The organism is Pseudomonadaceae bacterium SI-3 (assembly GCA_004010935.1).
In the GTDB taxonomy this organism is placed as follows: Bacteria; Pseudomonadota; Gammaproteobacteria; order Pseudomonadales; family Pseudomonadaceae; genus Stutzerimonas.
Genome location: CP026511.1, coordinates 4,663,063 through 4,678,508 on the forward strand (window position 1 = coordinate 4,663,063; position 15,446 = coordinate 4,678,508).

At 63.3% G+C, this 15,446-nt stretch carries 12 protein-coding genes; 10 read left to right on the forward strand and 2 right to left on the reverse strand.

Going from position 1 to position 15,446, the window contains the following annotated elements; genetic code table 11:
- Nucleotides 1-28 precede the first annotated feature (28 nt).
- The 9 genes from C1896_21620 (at nt 29) to C1896_21660 (ending at nt 11,945) form a co-directional block, all read left to right on the forward strand.
- Nucleotides 29-415 (forward strand): response regulator, encoded by a 387-nt coding sequence (locus tag C1896_21620; protein AZZ47303.1) that lies wholly within the window; start codon nt 29-31, stop codon nt 413-415.
- Between the two features lie 34 nt (nt 416-449).
- Complete coding sequence (locus tag C1896_21625; protein AZZ47304.1) at nt 450-2,852, forward strand: histidine kinase; 2,403 nt, start codon at nt 450-452, stop codon at nt 2,850-2,852.
- Nucleotides 2,849-3,238 carry a hypothetical protein gene (locus C1896_21630; GenBank protein ID AZZ47305.1) on the forward strand — a complete coding sequence of 130 codons (390 nt, stop codon included), beginning with the start codon at nt 2,849-2,851 and terminating at the stop codon, nt 3,236-3,238. Before C1896_21625 ends, C1896_21630 begins: the two co-directional genes overlap by 4 nt.
- A complete protein-coding gene (locus C1896_21635) occupies nt 3,231-4,862 on the forward strand; it encodes a diguanylate cyclase (protein AZZ47306.1) in 1,632 nt (543 codons plus the stop codon). The genes C1896_21630 and C1896_21635 overlap by 8 nt, the downstream gene beginning before the upstream one ends.
- A 173-nt stretch (nt 4,863-5,035) precedes the next feature.
- A complete protein-coding gene (locus C1896_21640) occupies nt 5,036-7,906 on the forward strand; it encodes a histidine kinase (GenBank protein ID AZZ47307.1) in 2,871 nt (956 codons plus the stop codon).
- Nucleotides 7,903-8,292 carry a DNA-binding response regulator gene (locus tag C1896_21645; protein ID AZZ47308.1) on the forward strand — a complete coding sequence of 130 codons (390 nt, stop codon included), beginning with the start codon at nt 7,903-7,905 and terminating at the stop codon, nt 8,290-8,292. The genes C1896_21640 and C1896_21645 overlap by 4 nt, the downstream gene beginning before the upstream one ends.
- Entirely contained in the window at nt 8,289-9,431 is a 1,143-nt protein-coding gene (locus tag C1896_21650) for a hypothetical protein (protein ID AZZ47309.1), read from the forward strand. Before C1896_21645 ends, C1896_21650 begins: the two co-directional genes overlap by 4 nt.
- Nucleotides 9,421-10,545, forward strand: a complete 1,125-nt coding sequence (locus C1896_21655; protein ID AZZ47310.1) for a hypothetical protein — start codon at nt 9,421-9,423, stop codon at nt 10,543-10,545. The genes C1896_21650 and C1896_21655 overlap by 11 nt, the downstream gene beginning before the upstream one ends.
- Complete coding sequence (locus tag C1896_21660) at nt 10,542-11,945, forward strand: glycosyl transferase (GenBank protein ID AZZ47311.1); 1,404 nt, start codon at nt 10,542-10,544, stop codon at nt 11,943-11,945. Before C1896_21655 ends, C1896_21660 begins: the two co-directional genes overlap by 4 nt.
- Before the next feature lie 99 nt (nt 11,946-12,044).
- On the opposite strand, the gene C1896_21665 is transcribed toward C1896_21660, so the two are convergent.
- A complete protein-coding gene (locus C1896_21665) occupies nt 12,045-13,538 on the reverse strand; it encodes an aldehyde dehydrogenase (GenBank protein ID AZZ47312.1) in 1,494 nt (497 codons plus the stop codon).
- 203 nt (nt 13,539-13,741) lie between these two features.
- Between C1896_21665 and C1896_21670 the strand changes: the two genes are divergently transcribed.
- Nucleotides 13,742-15,061 (forward strand): aspartate aminotransferase family protein, encoded by a 1,320-nt coding sequence (locus C1896_21670; GenBank protein AZZ47313.1) that lies wholly within the window; start codon nt 13,742-13,744, stop codon nt 15,059-15,061.
- A gap of 219 nt (nt 15,062-15,280) precedes the next feature.
- Here the strand turns inward: C1896_21670 and rpmG are convergent, their stop codons facing one another.
- Complete coding sequence (rpmG, locus tag C1896_21675; protein ID AZZ47314.1) at nt 15,281-15,436, reverse strand: 50S ribosomal protein L33; 156 nt, start codon at nt 15,434-15,436, stop codon at nt 15,281-15,283.
- Nucleotides 15,437-15,446 lie beyond the last annotated feature (10 nt).

A 15,446-nucleotide genomic window follows, 5' to 3' on the forward strand; every position in this document is an offset into this window, starting at 1 on the left:
GCCAGGCACGCTTTGTTGGAGATCCCGCATGAGCGAGCTGAAACGGATTCTGCATGTCGAGGACGATCCGTCCATCCAGGCTGTCGTCAAGGTCTCGCTGGAGGCGATCGGCGGCTATCAGGTGCAGTCCTGCTCGTCCGGCCACCAGGCGCTCGAAGAGGTGGAAGCCTTCGCCCCGCAGTTCGTCCTCTTGGATGTGATGATGCCTGGGATGGGTGGCCCCGAGACCCTCACCAGGCTTAGCGAGCGGATCGACCTGGCTCAGGTTCCGGTGGTGTTCATGACCGCAAAGGTCCAGCCAAGCGAGATTGAGCACCTGCGCAAGCTCGGCGCGCGCGATGTCATCGTTAAACCTTTCGATCCGATGCGCCTGGCCAGCCAGATCCAGGCAATCTGGGATGCCAGCGGCAAATAAGCCGTTGCCCCTGAATCCGAGAGAGCTCAGCCAGATGGAGTCATCGAAATCAATACCGGCACCCGCCCCGCCCCGCGAGCTGTCCAGACTCGCCGCGTTGCTGCGCTACGAGATTCTCGACACGCCTGACGAGTCTGCCTTTGACGATTTCACCCAACTGGCTGCCTATATCTGCGGCACCCCCATCGCGTTGATCTCGCTGGTCGACGACCATCGCCAGTGGTTCAAGAGCCGCCTCGGCCTCGATGTCAGCGAAACCCCGCGAGAGCTGTCGTTCTGCACCTATACCATCGAAGGCCAGGGCCTCTTTGAAGTCGAGGATGCACAGCGGGATGCGCGTTTTTGTGACAACCCGCTGGTCACCGGCACCCCGAACATCCGTTTCTATGCCGGGGCGCCGCTGACCTCGCCGGACGGCTACAACCTCGGCACTCTCTGCGTCATCGACCGGCAGCCGCGACAGCTCGACGAAGCGCAACGCGGCGCACTGGTAAGGCTCAGTCGGCAGATCATGCGACTGTTCGAAGAGCGCCTTCAGGCCCACCGCTATGCCGAGCAAGCCGCGCTGCAGCAGGCCTTGCTCAACAGCGCCGCAAGCGCGATGCTGGTGACGACAGCCGACGGACGCATATCGGGTGTCAACCCCACCGCCGAGCGTCTGTTCGGCTATTCCGAGCAGATGCTGATCGGACACCCGCTGACTTCAGCACTGTTTCCGCAGGAAGCGCTGCAGCGCCGCGCATCCATTCTCGGCAATGCGCTTGGCGAACCCATCGAGCCGGGATTCGCCGTGCTCACCGCACCGCTGCTCGAAGGCAGACGCGAAATGCGCGAGTGGCGTCTGCAGCATCGCAACGGCAGTGGCGTTCCGGTGCTCCTGAATGTCTCGGCGATCCACGATGAGCGCGAGCTGTTGCGCGGCTACATCGTCAGCGCCTATGACCTGGCCCACCAGGAACACCTTCAGCTGCGCCTGCAGCAGATCGCGGCGCAAGTGCCCGGCATGCTGTTCCAGTTCTGCTGGAGACCCGATGGCAACAGTTCGTTCCCGTACCTCAGTGAGGGCGTCGAGGACATCTACGGCCTGAGCGCTGCCGAAATGGAGCCCAGTATCGGGCCGGTTTACGCCCGCGTGCACCCTGGCGACCGCGAGCATGTGCTGGCGAGCATCCGACATGCCGCCTCGACTCTCACCCCGTGGCACTTCGAACACCGAATCGACCACCCTCGCAAGGGCCTGATCTGGGTGGAAGCCCGCGCCACGCCCATGCGTCAACCGGACGGTTCGGTGCTTTGGCACGGGCTGGTGACGGATATCACCGAGCGCAAGGCCGAGCAGTTGGAGCTGGACAAGCAGCAGGAAATGAATCGACGCCTGCTTGAAGCATTGTCCGAAGCGGTGGTGGCCTGCGACGCCGACTGCAACCTCACCTTGTTCAACCACACTGCCCGCCGCTGGCACGGGCTCGATGCTCAGCAAATGCCGCCGGAACAATGGCCGGCCATCTATCACCTCTATCATGCCGACGGCGTCACGCCGATGAAGCCTGAGGAAGTTCCGCTGATGCGCGCCTTACGCGGCGAGCATATCCGCAACTTAGAGATGACCATCGTGCTGGAGGGCATCCCCCGCTACGTGCTGGCCAACGCCGATCCGATGTACGCCTCGAACGGTCAGCAGAACGGTGCGGTGGTCGTGCTGCACGACATCACCGAGCGCAAGCAGATCGAGATCCTGCAGCGGGACTTCGTCTCGACCGTCAGCCATGAGTTGCGCACACCTCTGACCTCCATTACGGCCTCGCTCGGACTGATTTGTGGCCAGGTCATGGGCGCGGTGCCCGAACATTTGCAGGAGCTTCTGGACATCGCTCACCAGAACAGCAAACGGTTGAGCACACTGATCGATGACCTGTTGGACATCGACAAGCTGTACGCCGGCAAGATGCGTTTCGAGTTGCGGACGCAGCCCTTGCAACCCTTGCTTGAGCAGGTATTGCGCAGCAATCAGGGTTATGCAGAAAGCCATGCGGTGAGCATCGCGCTGGGTGATTGCCCTGCCGTGTCGATCACCGTCGATGCGATGCGCCTGGAACAGGTGCTGAGCAACCTGCTATCCAACGCCGCGAAGTATTCCCCGTCTGGTGAAACCGTCGCCATGAGCGCCCGACTGGTCGCCCCGCAACGGGTCCGAGTGAGCATCTGCGACGAGGGGCCCGGCATCACAGAAGCCTTCCGTGAACGAATTTTCAGCAAGTTCGCCCAGGCCGATTCGTCCGATACGCGGCAGCAAGGCGGTACCGGACTGGGCCTGGCTATCAGCAAGGAGCTGATTGAGCACATGGATGGCGAGATCGGCTTCGACTCGACGCCCGGCGCCGGGGCCTGCTTTTGGTTCGAGTTGCCCTGCCATACACTAAAAGGGGCCGCCCATTGAAGCCCTTGCTGCGTATTTTGCATGTTGAGGACGTTCCCTCCATTCAAGTGGTGACCCGCATCGCGCTGGAGAAACTGGGTGGTTTCGAAGTGCTCAGCTGCGCCTCTGCGCAGCAAGCGTTACAGCAGGCGCCCGTATTCAAACCGGACATGATCTTGCTCGACGTGATGCTGCCGCAAATAAGCGGCATCGAGTTGTTGCGCCAACTCGCGTCACTGATCGACCTGCAGCAAACCCCCGTGGTGCTCTTGACCGGCCAGCCGGACGACCCGGCGGACCCCGAAGAACTCCAGCGTCTGGGCGTGCGTAAAGTGCTGCATAAACCTTTCGATCCACTCCAACTGGCAACACGACTGAACGATATATGGAATGCCGAGCATGAATGAGGGCGCTAACGAAGCGCTGCAACGCCAACTGCAGGCACTCAACGAAAAGTTTGCTGAACGCTTGAGCGAGGAACTGGAGGCGCTCGAGCAATACGCCGAGCAGCTACATTCGGTTCGCGAGCATGAACAGCGACGCCAGCTGATGCTCGCCCTGCTTGAACGGCTGCACCGTCTGGCAGGTACAGCGGGCACCTTTGGTTTCACCACGCTGGGCGAGCAGTCGCGGTTGCTCGAACGACGCGCAGAGCGGTGGCTGGAGGCGGCCAAGCCCAGCGGCCAGGCGCTTTCTGCGTTTGTCCGGGCGGTCCAGCAGATGGCCGCCACCGGGCGCGCCGGGGGGGCCGGCCCGCATCCCGAGCTGCATAGCGGCGCGTCAGACGCGCTACCAGCCGGGTGCCGGATCTATCTCCTCGAAAGCGACTTCGAGGCCGGCCAGAACATGTGCCAGACCCTGGGTAACTTCGGTTACGAAGTGCTGCTGTTTCCTGAAATCTCGCTGTTGCAAAGCGCTGTCCAGGGGCAGCTGCCCGACGCCCTGATCGTCAGCCAGCACGATGGCGAACTGGCTGCCGTCAGTGCACTCCAGCAGAGCCTGGAGGTGCCGTTGCCGCTGCAGGTTATTGGTCACCGAGCTGATTTCGGCAGTCAGCTGGCGGCTGTGCGAGCCGGGGCTAAAGGCTTTTTCGTCCGGCCAGTGGATATCACCCAGCTTGAGAACAGCCTGGAAAATATCCTCAACCTGCAGCTGAACGAGCCATACCGGGTGCTGATTATCGATGACGATGACGACCTCTCAGCGCGTTACAGCTTGGTGCTGCGTAACTCGCAGATGATTGTGCGGACCTTGAGCGACCCCAGTCAGCTGTTCGAGGTGATGCGCGAATTCGATCCGGAAATGGTCCTGCTCGACATGAACATGCCGGACTTCACCGGAATCGAGCTGGCGCAGATGATTCGCCTGAATGACGAGTGGCTGCGGGTGCCCATCATCTACCTGTCGGCTGAAACCGACATCAACCGGCAGATGGCCGCCCTGCTCAAGGCCGGCGATGATTTCATCACCAAACCCATCAGTGACACCGCACTGACCGCCGCCGTGTTCTCCCGCGTGCAGCGCGCGCGCGCGCTGAGCATGGCATTGTCGCGTGACAGCCTCACCGGTCTGCTCAAGCACGCCGATATCAAGGAACAGGTCGCGCTGGAAGTGGAACGCGCGCAACGCAGCGGCAAACCCACCAGCGTGGTGATGCTCGACCTCGACCACTTCAAGCAGGTCAACGACCAGTATGGGCATGCTGCAGGGGACAACGTCATCCGCTCACTGGCCAACCTGATGCGCCAACGGCTGCGCCGCATCGACAGCATTGGCCGTTACGGTGGCGAGGAGTTCGTCGCGGTATTGCCGGACTGCCCGGCGGAACAGGCCAAGCGGATTTTCGACGAGATCCGCCTGCGTTTCGCCGCCTTGAGCTTCCACGCCGGCGCGCGCACCTTCAGCGTGTCGCTCAGCGCCGGGATCAGCGAGACCGATGGCCACGCCGGCGCGGGCGCCATGCTCGAACTGGCCGACCAGGCGCTTTATGCCGCCAAGCATAACGGTCGCAACCAGGTGCAGACCGCCTGACGGACAGCCCGGCTCGCGGAAAAACAAGCGAACCGTCACGCAATTGAGGACTCCAACTACACTGCATAGCAGTCGCGACCGGTTCGTAGGCGCTGGCATGCGGCGGCACGCCTGGGCTGGCTCCAGCGTTCGGGGCCGTCCCTATTCGTTCAACCGGCGAAAGGAGTTCCGGTTTGCCCGCAAGAACCCTGATCAGCTGGCATTGGCTCGCATTCCTGATCGCCTTCATCCTGCTAGTCGCACTGGGCTGGCAAGGCAAGCAAACCCAGCAACAGATTCTGGCGACCAATCTGTCGGTCAGTCATAGCCTGGAAATCATCACCGCAACCCAATACATGCTGACGTCGCTGCAAGACATCGAAACCGGTGCCCGCGGTTTCGTTTTGACCGGTGATTCCAGCTATCTCGAATCCTACGAACTCGGCCTACGGCAGATCGAAGCGCACCGTCGTGGGCTGCAACGGCTGCTGGAAGACCGGGCGTTTCCCGACCAGGGTTGGTTCGAGCAGCTCGACCGCAATATTGCCGAGCGCCTGATGATTGCCGCCGACAACATCCAGGCACGCCGGGTTGTCGGCTTGCAAGCGGCAGCCGAACGCCTGCACCAGGCCGGCGGCAAGCTGATCATGGATCGACTGCGGGCCTTGCTGGATGCGGTCGAGCGACGGGAGCGCAAGCAGCTCGCCGCCGCCAACCAGGCCGTGGCCGACACCATCGCGCAAAGCCGCAGACTGGCACTGATCGGCAGCCTGCTGGTGGCAGCGTTGTCTTTGGCCGCGTTTTGGGCCATCCGCCGCAACCTGCAGATTCGCCAGGCCCTGGCGATCAAGGCGCAAGCTGGCGAAGCTCGTCTGGGCGCCCTGCTGCAGGCGATTCCCGACAACCTGTACGCCATTGATGGTCAGCGCCGGATCACCGCCCTGTCCCAAGGAAGCGCGGTTCAGGCTCCGGCGTCCGAAGCCATCGAGCCGCTGCTGCTGGGGCTGCTTCCCCATGTCGATAACTCGTTACAACTGCGCCAGACCACCTGGTGCGAGATGAGCCGGCAGCGGACCTTCGAGGTTCGTCTGGTGCCTACCGGCCTCGGTGATCACCTGGCGATTGCCCGTGACGTGACCGAGCTGCAACGGAGCCGCGACACGCTCGAGGACCAGAAAGTTTTCCTGCGGCGGGTCGTCGATACCGATGAGAACCTGATCTTCGTGCGCGACGAGCTGGGCCGCTTTCTGTTGTGCAACAGTGCCTTCACCGCACTGCTCGACGCTCGGCCCGAAGCCATCGAAGGCCGCCGGGCCGAGGAAATCGCCGGGGCGGAACGGCTATTGCCTCTGTTGCAGGGCGAAGGCGACCTGCTGTGTGGCAGTGGCGAACTGCGCATTACCGAGATCGGTCTTACCGATACATACGGTCAGGAGCGCTGGCTACAGGTGGTCAAGCGTCCCATGACCATGCCCAGCGGCGCCTGTTATGTCGTGACCGTTGCGGTCGATATGTCGCTCAGACGACGCATGGAGCAGATGAAGACCGAGTTCATCTCCACCGTCAGCCATGAACTGCGAACCCCGCTGACCGCCATCCGTGGCGCGCTGGGCATGCTGGTCGGGGGCGTCGCAGGCCACATCGAAGAGGGCGCCCGACCACTTCTGGACATCGCGCACAAGAACAGCGAGCGGCTGGTGCGCCTGATCAACGACATCCTCGACATTGAAAAGCTCGAAGCCGGGCGCTTGCCGTTCCACTTCAGCCGCTGCGATGTCCAGGCGCTGACCGAACAGGCATTGGCCGACCTCAAGCCATACGCCGATGAATACGGCGTCCGCCTGACGCTTACGCTGCCCGACGGCCCCCTCCAGGCCGAGGGCAATCTCGACCCGGATCGGTTCACCCAGGTGATGGCCAATCTGCTGTCCAACGCGATCAAACATTCGCCGGCTGGTGGCGTGGTCAGCGTCGACCTGCGCCTCCACGGCGGCAGCCTGGAGATCGGCGTTCAGGACCAGGGCCAGGGTATTCCGGCAGAGTTTCGCTCACGGATATTCGAACGCTTCGCCCAGGCTGACTCATCCGATGCGCGTAAGCGTGGCGGCACTGGACTGGGCCTGGCGATCACCCGTTCGTTGGTCCAGCAGATGCACGGGCGGATCGGTTTCGACTCTCAGGAAGGCCAGGGCACGCGCTTCTGGCTGCGCCTGCCGGTCGCATCTACACAGCCCATCAATCCACCAACCGCCGCGCAAGCGCTGCCGACAGCGGGCACCAGTCGGCCGGCGGAGCGCATTCTCGTACTCGAGCCCGACGCGCCTGCCGCAGAACAGCTCGCCGCCGCGCTGCAGCAACATGGCTACGCCACGCTGATTGCCGAAACGGCAGCCAAAGCACGCGAGATGCTGGCTGAGTTCAGCATTCAGGCGCTCACTCTGAGCCCTGCGCTGAGCGACGAAGACAGCATTGCGTTTCTACAGAACCTGCGCAGCCAGACCGCTTACCGTCATCTGCCGGTGCTGATCGTCAGCCTCCAGCCACAACGCCGCGACAATGACGACGGGGCCCTGCGCGGCGGCGCGGTCGGCGTAATCGACTGGTTGCACAAGCCGGTTGACCCGTCGCGGGTCATGGATGTGGTGCGCGCATGCCTCAGGAACAACGGAGTCCGCCCGCGCATCCTTCACGTTGAAGACGATGAGGATCTGCGCACCCTGCTCGCCAGGCTGGTCGAGCCATTGGAGATCGATCTCCTTGGTGCGCCCACCCTGAGCGAGGCGCGTCAACTGATCGACGAGCACCGCTTTGACCTGGCGATCATCGACTTGATGCTGCCCGACGGGGACGGCAGCGAGCTGTTCGACCAGTTGGCTCAGAGCGTGCCGCCACCGCCCGTAATCATATTCTCCGCGCTGGATTCGCCGGTGCACGACAGCCGCCTGGCCCTACGCCAGCTGGTCAAGTCGCGCCATGACGGCGACGAACTCGCTGCGCTGATTCAGCAGCTGCTCCAGCAATGGCCGCCCGGCCATACCCCGGTTTCAGAAGAGGTCAACCCATGAGCGACTCCACTAGCCAGCGCATTTTGATGGTTGAGGACGAGGAGGACATCGCGTTCCTCATTCGCTTCATGCTCGAGCGGCACGGATTTACCGTGGATCACGCGGCAGACGGCCGTCAGGCCATCGAAAAGATCACCTCATCGAGCCCACCTGATCTGACCCTGATGGACATCATGCTGCCCTACCACGACGGGTTGGAGCTGATCGAGCGGCTGCGCGCACAACCTGGCTGGGAAAGCGTGCCGGTGCTGATGCTGACCGCCAAGGCACGTGAGGTGGATATTGTCCGGGCGCTGGAGCTGGGCGCCGACGACTACGTGACCAAGCCCTTCCAGCCGGAGGAACTGCTGGCGCGCATTCGTCGCCTGTTGCGGAGGCCACGATGACTCACCTGGTTCTAGGCATGGCGCTGGCGCTTCCGATTTCACTGCTGCCAGCGCTAGCGCTGGCTGATGTCGCCAGCGCCCAACGACAGATCGAAGCGCAGCAACTCGATGCTGCCGAGGCGACCCTGCTGGAGCATCTGACACGCCAGCCCAACGACAGCGAAGCTCGATTCCTGCTGGCTCGCGTGCGCGCCTGGCGTGGCCAACCCGAGCAGGCCCTACCCCTCTACGATCAGCTGCTGCAACGCGAACCGGACAACGCCGACTACCTGCTCGGGCAAGGCCAGGCGCTGCTCTGGGCCGGTCGCCCGCAGGCCGCGCTGGAATCGCTCGAACGGGCTGCGCAGATTGCCCCGGACTATGCCGATATCCAGCAGGTGATTCAGCAGGCGCGCGCCGCGATGACCTCCCCGGTGACTGCCACCAAAGCGGTCGCCACAGCGCCGGCGCAGCGCCGCCACGAGCTCGAATTGTCGGCCCGCCAAGACTGGCTGGACAGCGGCTTCGACAACTGGCGCAGTCAGCGTCTCGACTACGCTTCGACGCAACCGGAAGGGCTCGGCTGGTACGGTGCACTGCTGCGCGAGCAGCGCTTTGGCGAATGGGATCAGGGCGCCGAGGCGGGGGCGGTGATCGCACTGGATGAAAACTGGACGCTGCAACCCGAAGTCGGCTATCAGCCGTCACCTTACTTCCTGCCCGAATGGCACGCCGACCTACGCCTGCAGCGGCGACTGCCGGCGGGCTTCCTCGGCGCTGCCAGCATTCGCCGCACTGAATACGAAACCACCCGCGTCGAGCGGCTGGCCCTCAGCGCCGAACGCTATTGGGACTCCTGGCGTGCGGGCTACACCCTGAACATCACCGATGTGGCCAATGCCGGCACGCCGGTCGGCCATGACCTGGCGCTGGACTACTACTACGCCGGCCTCAGCTATGCCGGTCTGCGCCTGACCGTAGGTGAAGAAGAAGCCGTCGAGGAACAGCAACTGATCACCAGCGACGTACGCGCGCTCAGCCTGCAGGGTCGCCATTGGCTGGACAGCCGCTGGGCGCTGACCTGGGAAGTCGGTCATCACCGCCAGGGCGATTACTACACGCGGCGCTGGCTGCAGCTCGGCCTGCGGCATGCTTTCTGAACGGCTGCCCGCCTGTCCAGCCTGGCTGTGCGAAACGTCGCGCCAGGCCTGGCTGTCGATCTGGCCGGAAGACGCCATGCTGCAGCTCGCGCTGTACTGCGCGCTGGGGCTGGGCGCCCTGACTCTGCTGGTGATGTTGCAGGTCATGTTGCTCGGCGAGCTCGCCCGCCGGCGCGCCAGCCGCCGCCAGCAGTTCAACGAGCAGTGGCGGCCGTTCTTTGCCTTGTGCAGCCTTGGCGATGAGCTGCCGGCACCAGCGCCGACCCTGCCACGCGGACAGCAGCTGTGGTTTCTCCTGCAATGGAACCGCACCCAGCTGCAACTGCGTGGGGCAGCCCGAGAGCGGATGAATCGCGCCTTGGTCGCGCTGGGCATGGATCAACACGCTCTGGTGCTGCTGCGCGGTCGGGTCCGCAGCAAGCTGATCGGGCTGACCTGCCTACGCCACCTTGCTGACCCCGCGTATTGGAATGACGTGCAACCGCTGCTCGTGAATCGCAACGTGACCGTCTCACTGGCCTCGGCGCAGACGTTGATTGCCATGGATGCGACCCGTGCCATGCAGCTGATCCTGCCGGCCGCCGTGAGCCGTCCGGACTGGGCGTTGCCACGCCTGGCGAGCCTCTGTCAGCAAGCCGGCGAACAGGCTGTGACCTTGCCATTGCTGATTGCCCTCAGCGGCTCCGAAGACCCGCGCCGCGAGCGACTGGTGCCCCTGTTGGTGCATGGCGACCCCCGTCACGCGGCGCCCTGGGCACGCGCGCGGCTGGCAGAGGACGCAGCGCCGGAGCAGTTGCAGGTCGCGCTGCGTTGCCTCTGCGAATTGGGCGACCCGCGTGACCGCGGCCGTCTGCTGCGTGCCCTGCAACACAGCCATGCCGATGTGCGTCTGGCCGCGCTGCAAGCCCTGCATAAACAGGCACGCAGCGACGACAGCGCGCTGTTCATGCCGTTGCTTGGCGATCCCAGCTGGTGGGTCCGCCAAGCCGCCGCCGATAGCTTGGCAACGCTGCCGGGCGCCACCCCGGAAGGGCTACAGATGCTGTTCCGGCAAGTGCAAGATCGTTACGGCCAAGACGCTCTGCGCCGCGCCATGGCGGAGGTCAAACGGTGACCTTCGATTGGCTCGGGTGGCTGCAGCTGGGTTTCATCCTCTATTTTCTGCTGCTCAACGGCATGTACCTGTTGCTCAACGTGCTGTCGATGGCCAGCCTGACGAGTTATATCCGACAGCGCGCCGAAATTGGTGAGATCGCCCCCTATCTCGGCGTCGAGCCTCCAGTTTCGGTGCTGATGCCGGCATTCAACGAGGAAACGACGATTCGCACCTCGGTGCGCTCGATGCTTCAACTGCAGTACCCCGAATTCGAAGTGGTGGTGATCAACGACGGTTCGAAGGACAACACCCTCGCCGTGCTGATCGAGGAGTTCGAACTGGTGCCGCATCCCGAGCCGCTGCGCCAGGCCGTTGCCCATCAGCCGGTGCAGGCGATCTACCGCTCACGGCGCTACGCCAATCTGCGGGTCATCGACAAAGCCAACGGCGGCAAGGCTGACGCACTGAATGCCGGTATCAATGCCGCGCGACACGGTTTGTTCTGCGGGGTAGATGCCGACTCGATCCTCCAGCGCGACAGTTTGTTGCGCGTTGTCCAACCCTTCCTCGAAGACGAACGTACGGTCGCCGCTGGCGGCACGGTCCGTATCGCCAACGGCTCGGAGGTGCGCGGCGGTTTTCTGATCCGTGCCGGACTGCCGAGCAACTGGCTGGCACGCTTTCAGATCGTTGAATACCTGCGAGCCTTTCTGTTCGGCCGCCTCGGCTGGTCACCGATGAACGCCGTGCTGATCATCTCCGGTGCCTTCGGGCTGTTCGACAAGGAGCGGGTCATGGCCGTCGGCGGCTACCGCACCGACACGGTGGGCGAGGACATGGAACTGGTGGTGCGGCTGCATCGCTATCACCGGGAAAAGCGCATTCCCTACCGCATCCGCTACCTGCCCGACCCGATCTGCTGGACCGAATGCCCGGAAGATCTCGGCACCCTCGGCCGTCAGCGCAGTCGCTGGCAACGCGGGCTGGCAGAGAGCCTGAGCCGCCACGCACGCCTCGCCTTCAGCCTGCGCGGCGGCACACCGGGCTGGCTGGCCTGGCCGTTCATGACGTTGTTCGAATGGATCGGACCGCTGATCGAACTGGTCGGCTACGGCTTCATGATTGGCGGGTTCGTGATGGGCGTGGTGTCGTACGCGGCGCTAGCGGCCTTCCTGCTGGTCGCCATCGGCATGGGGATCTTGCTGTCAGTCAACGGTCTGCTGCTGGAAACCATGTCGTTTCGCGTCTACGAACGTCGCCGCGACATGCTGCGGCTGTTTCTCATGGCCGTGCTGGAGAACTTCGGCTATCGCCAGCTGAACACGCTCTGGCGCTGCCGCGGACTATGGCAGTGGTTCTCGCGTCGCAAGCATCACTGGGGTGCGATGCGCCGCAGTGGGCGGTGGGGGCAAAGCTAGCTGAACGCTGAGAAACCGTAGGGTGGATCACGCTTCTCAATCCACCATGGCTGTGCAACCAGGTGGATGTAAAAAGCGACATCTACCCTACGGATGTCGTTAGAGCTTGATCCAGGTGGCCTTCAGCTCGGTGTACTTGTCGAAGGCGTGCAGTGACTTGTCGCGGCCGTTGCCGGACTGCTTGAAGCCGCCGAACGGCGCAGTCATGTCACCGCCGTCGTACTGGTTGACCCAGACACTGCCAGCCCGTAACGCCTTGGCGGTCAGGTGCGCCTTGGACAGATCAGCCGTCCACACGGCCGCGGCGAGGCCGTACGGCGTGTCGTTGGCGATGCTCACCGCCTCGGCTGCGGTGTCAAAGGTGATCACCGACAGCACCGGTCCGAAGATTTCTTCGCGGGCGATCTTCATGGCATTGCTGACGCCGTCGAAAATAGTCGGCTCGACGTACAGCCCGCCAGTGTCCTGCATCGTCCGTTGCCCGCCGATCAGCACCTTCGCACCGTCGTTGCGACCGGCTTCGATGTAGCCGAGCACGGTGTCGAGCTGCTGGGTATCGACCAGCGCGCCGACATTGGTGGCCGGATCCAACGGGTTACCAGGCTTCCAGCCCTTGAGCGCCTCGACCACCATCGGCAGGAAGCGCTCCTTGACCGAGCTTTCGACCAACAGCCGCGAGCCCGCGGTGCAGACTTCGCCCTGGTTGAAGGCGATGGCGCCCGCCGCAGACTTCGCTGCGGCCTCCAGGTCCGGGGCGTCAGCAAAGACGATGTTCGGGCTCTTGCCGCCCGCTTCCAGCCAGACGCGCTTCATGTTCGACTCGCCAGCGTAGATCATCAGCTGCTTGGCAACCCGTGTGGAGCCGGTGAACACCAGCGTGTCGACGTCCATGTGCAGCGCCAGCGCCTTACCCACAGTGTGGCCGTAGCCCGGCAGCACGTTGAGCACGCCCGGCGGAATGCCCGCCTCGATCGCCAGTTGCGCCACGCGGATGGCGGTGAGCGGGGATTTTTCCGACGGCTTGAGGACCACCGAGTTACCTGTGGCCAGCGCTGGGCCAAGCTTCCAGCAGGCCATCATCAGGGGGAAATTCCAAGGCACGATCGCCGCTACCACACCTACCGGCTCGCGGGTCACCAGGCCCAGCTGATCGTGCGGCGTCGCGGCCACTTCGTCGTAAATCTTGTCGATCGCCTCGCCGGACCAGCGCAGCGCATTGGCTGAGCCGGGCATGTCGACGTTCAACGAATCGCTGATCGGCTTGCCCATGTCCAAGGTTTCCAACAAGGCCAACTCCTCGGCGTTGGCCTGGATCAGGTTGGCGAAGCGAATCATGGTCGCCTTGCGCTTGGCTGGCGCCAGGCGGGACCAGACGCCAGATTCGAAAGCCATACGGGCGCTGATCACGGCGCGATCCGCATCGGCCTCATCACAGCTCGCCACCTGCGCCAGCACCCGCCCATCGACCGGGCTGATGCAGTCGAAGCGGGCGCCGCCGGTGGGCTCGGTGTATTCGCCCTGGATGAAGGCGCGGCCTTCGATGCGCAGGTCGCGGGCACGCTGTTGCCAATCGGCAAGAGTCAGGGTGGTCATGGGGCGTCCTCGGTATCTGTCGAATAATCAGAAAGGCACCCTAAACCAGCGGCACCAGGCCTATCAATATTTTTTACGCAGCAGCCGTTTTCTGCCTTGTTTTGTTCGTTTTATTAAACATAGACTCGCCAAAACCGCTGGGCGCTCGGGTGATGTCGCGCTACAGCATAGCCGTCGAACCCGTCGCCCTGCCGGAGCTAGTCATGGCCCACGATCGCGCCACATCTGCCGAACATTTCTGGATGCCCTTCACCGCCAACCGTCAGTTCAAGGGCAGTCCGCGCCTGCTGGAGCGCGCCGAGGGCATGTATTACACAGACACCGATGGCCGTCAGGTGATCGATGGCACCGCCGGGCTCTGGTGCTGCAACGCCGGCCACGGCCGCCGCGAGATCACCGAAGCGGTGAGCCGACAGATCGCCCAGATGGATTTCGCACCGACCTTCCAGATGGGGCACCCGCTGCCCTTCGAGCTGGCCGAGCGGCTGGCAAACATCAGCCCGGCCGGGCTGAACCGAGTGTTCTTCACCAACTCGGGTTCGGAGTCGGCCGACACCGCATTGAAGATCGCCCTGGCCTATCAACGCGCGATCGGCCAAGGCAGTCGCACCCGCCTGATCGGCCGCGAACTGGCCTATCACGGCGTCGGCTTTGGCGGCATTTCGGTCGGCGGCATGGCCAACAACCGCAAGGCCTTTGGCGCGCTATTACCAGGGGTCGACCACCTGCCGCATACGCTCGACCTGCAACGCAACGCATTCAGCCGTGGCCTGCCAGAGCACGGCGTGGAGAGGGCCGACGAGCTGGAACGACTGGTCACCTTGCATGGGGCCGAAAATATTGCCGCCGTGATCGTCGAGCCAATGTCCGGCTCCGCTGGTGTCATCCTGCCGCCGAAGGGTTATCTACAGCGTTTGCGCGAGATCACCCGCAAGCACGGCATCCTGCTGATCTTCGACGAAGTGATTACCGGCTTCGGTCGGGTCGGCGAGGCCTTCGCCGCCCAGCGCTGGGGCGTCACCCCGGACATTCTCACCTGTGCCAAGGGTTTGACCAACGGTGCAATCCCCATGGGCGCGGTGCTGGTCGACGAGCAGATTCACGACGCTTTCATGCACGGTCCGGAAAGCACCATCGAGTTCTTCCACGGCTACACCTACTCCGGCCACCCGGTGGCCTGCGCAGCCGCCCTTGCCACCCAGGAAATCTACCAGCGAGAGAACCTGTTCCAGAAAGCCATCGAGATCGAAGATTACTGGCAGGATGCCCTGTTCAGCCTCCAGGGGCTGCCGAACGTGACCGATATCCGAACGGTTGGGCTGGTGGCCGGCATCCAGTTCGCGGCCCATGCGGACGGCGTCGGCAAGCGTGGCTACGAGGTGTTCCGTCAGTGCTTCGAGGATGGTCTACTGGCGCGCGCCAGCGGCGACACCATTGCCTTGTCACCAGCGCTGATCGTCGAGCGTGAGCATATCGACGCGATGATCGAGCGCCTGGCTGATGCCATTCGCAAGGCAGCTTGAGCGAGCGGTTACCGCAGCGCCGGACACTAGAGCGGCTGGCTTTGGAGACGGAGGACATCAAATCCGTGCTTGCGATCTGGTCAGCAAAAAGCTTATCGCTAGCAAGCTGGCTCCTACAGAGAAATGCATCGTGAAGGCTTTGTTCTTCGTCCGCTAAAAAAGTACCGCAGAAACGAAAAAACCCGCCGATTGGCGGGTTTTTCTTCAAGGGCCGATCAATTACTTGATCTTGGCTTCCTTGTACATCACGTGCTTACGCACGACAGGATCGTACTTCTTGATTTCGATCTTGTCGGGAGTGGTGCGCTTGTTCTTGTCGGTGGTGTAGAAGTGGCCGGTACCGGCGCTGGACACCAAACGGATCAGGTCACGCATGATAGTTCTC

Bases quoted from the DNA above. Each gene is read 5' to 3' on its own strand.
- C1896_21620 (AZZ47303.1), top strand. From the start codon at position 29: ATGAGCGAGCTGAAACGGATTCTGCATGTCGAGGACGATCCGTCCATC.
- C1896_21625 (AZZ47304.1), top strand. From the start codon at position 450: ATGGAGTCATCGAAATCAATACCGGCACCCGCCCCGCCCCGCGAGCTG.
- C1896_21635 (AZZ47306.1), top strand. From the start codon at position 3,231: ATGAATGAGGGCGCTAACGAAGCGCTGCAACGCCAACTGCAGGCACTC.
- C1896_21645 (AZZ47308.1), top strand. From the start codon at position 7,903: ATGAGCGACTCCACTAGCCAGCGCATTTTGATGGTTGAGGACGAGGAG.
- C1896_21650 (AZZ47309.1), top strand. From the start codon at position 8,289: ATGACTCACCTGGTTCTAGGCATGGCGCTGGCGCTTCCGATTTCACTG.
- C1896_21655 (AZZ47310.1), top strand. From the start codon at position 9,421: ATGCTTTCTGAACGGCTGCCCGCCTGTCCAGCCTGGCTGTGCGAAACG.
- C1896_21665 (AZZ47312.1), bottom strand. From the start codon at position 13,538: ATGACCACCCTGACTCTTGCCGATTGGCAACAGCGTGCCCGCGACCTG.
- C1896_21670 (AZZ47313.1), top strand. From the start codon at position 13,742: ATGGCCCACGATCGCGCCACATCTGCCGAACATTTCTGGATGCCCTTC.
- rpmG (AZZ47314.1), bottom strand. From the start codon at position 15,436: ATGCGTGACCTGATCCGTTTGGTGTCCAGCGCCGGTACCGGCCACTTC.